This is a genomic window from Ciceribacter sp. RN22, assembly GCF_024054295.1.
Lineage (GTDB): Bacteria > Pseudomonadota > Alphaproteobacteria > Rhizobiales > Rhizobiaceae > Allorhizobium > Allorhizobium lividum.
The window spans coordinates 1-1,233 of sequence record NZ_JAMXLD010000015.1; the positions used below are offsets into that span (position 1 = coordinate 1).

The 1,233-nt window shown below is 58.9% G+C and carries 1 protein-coding gene and 1 pseudogene; both read right to left on the reverse strand.

All coding sequences use genetic code 11. The features are described 5' to 3' along the window. Window positions 1–180: 180 nt before the first annotated feature. Window positions 181–594, reverse strand: coding sequence for a helix-turn-helix domain-containing protein (locus NHF53_RS22545; RefSeq protein ID WP_252836200.1), 414 nt, complete (start codon window positions 592–594; stop codon window positions 181–183). Between the two features lie 123 nt (window positions 595–717). Continuing rightward, window positions 718–1,233, reverse strand: a pseudogene (locus NHF53_RS22550) (DNA polymerase IV); the annotation flags it as partial.

The window sequence follows — 1,233 nt, forward strand, 5'->3', positions numbered from 1 at the left end:
TGTCGTCGCAGAAGGGTAAATAGGTGGCCGACTTTTACGCCGCCCGCAGCAGGACAATCCCGCCGCTACCGTGGTCTAATTTTGCACCGCCGCTCTCAGAGGACATCTGTTCCTGATATACCTTTTGGCCATGGTCCTTGAAGAGCTTACCAATATCGAACGCGGGCAGCCGACCGAACTCTAGGGTTGGTCATCCGCTGCCGTGGCGATCGCGGTCACAAAAGACACGACCGCCTTTCGCAGCGCGGGGCTCTTGATATTGGAAAAATGCCTGTTCATTTCGAGGGCATCGCCGGCGGCAATCAGGTCGACCAACTTGCGCATTTCGGCCGACGTGTCAGCGATATCCGGCGTTGCCCTTTCTGTTTCGTCGAAAAAGAAGTCCGGCGGCACCCCGAGGGCATTTGCCGCCGCGACAATTCTGCTGGCGCTGATCCGGTTTTTTCCGTTCTCGTACTTCTGTACCTGCTGGAATGTAACGCCGAGCAGATCCCCGAGTTCCGCCTGGGTCATCCGCCTCAGGCGACGCGCATTCTTGAGACGTGAGCCCGCGCGGACGTCAGCCTCATTCGGGCTTTTCTTGTGAGTTGCCACCATTCCGTCTTGCCGCCGAAAGAATTGAACTGTCACCATAGATGCAAACTATGATTGCATCAATACCAGCAGCCCGGGGGCCAACGGCGAGGAGTTCCAACGGTCATCTCGCAGCCGCAGCATCTAGAGCGCCAGCTGCAGCTGCGGTTCCGTCGATAACGCCCGCTGCTCCAGCGAAGACAGCGTGACGCCGAGGAGACGAATTCCCTTCTTCGGTGGAAAGACCGGCGCGAGCAGGACGCCGAGGACGTCTTCAAGACCGGCGATTGCCGGCAGTGCTTCAGGAAAGGTCCTGCTGCGGGTGGTCTGGCTGAAATCGGCAAACTTGACCTTCAGCGTCACGGTCTTGGCGCCAATCTCATTGGCCTCGCAATAGCCCCACACCTTTTCGATCAACGGCCGAAGTCCTTCTCGTGCCAGCTCAAAGGAATGAATGTCGTCTGCGAATGTGTCTTCGGCGCCGACCGATTTCCGCACCCGGTCCGGTCGGACCTCGCGATTGTCGATCCCACGGGCGATCCCGTAGAAATATGGTCCCGATTTCCCGAAATGCTGAACGAGAAACGCGAGCGTCTGTGCCTTGAGATCCGCGCCGGTCTCGATGCCGAGCCGATGCATCTTCTCGGCGGTCGCCGGTCC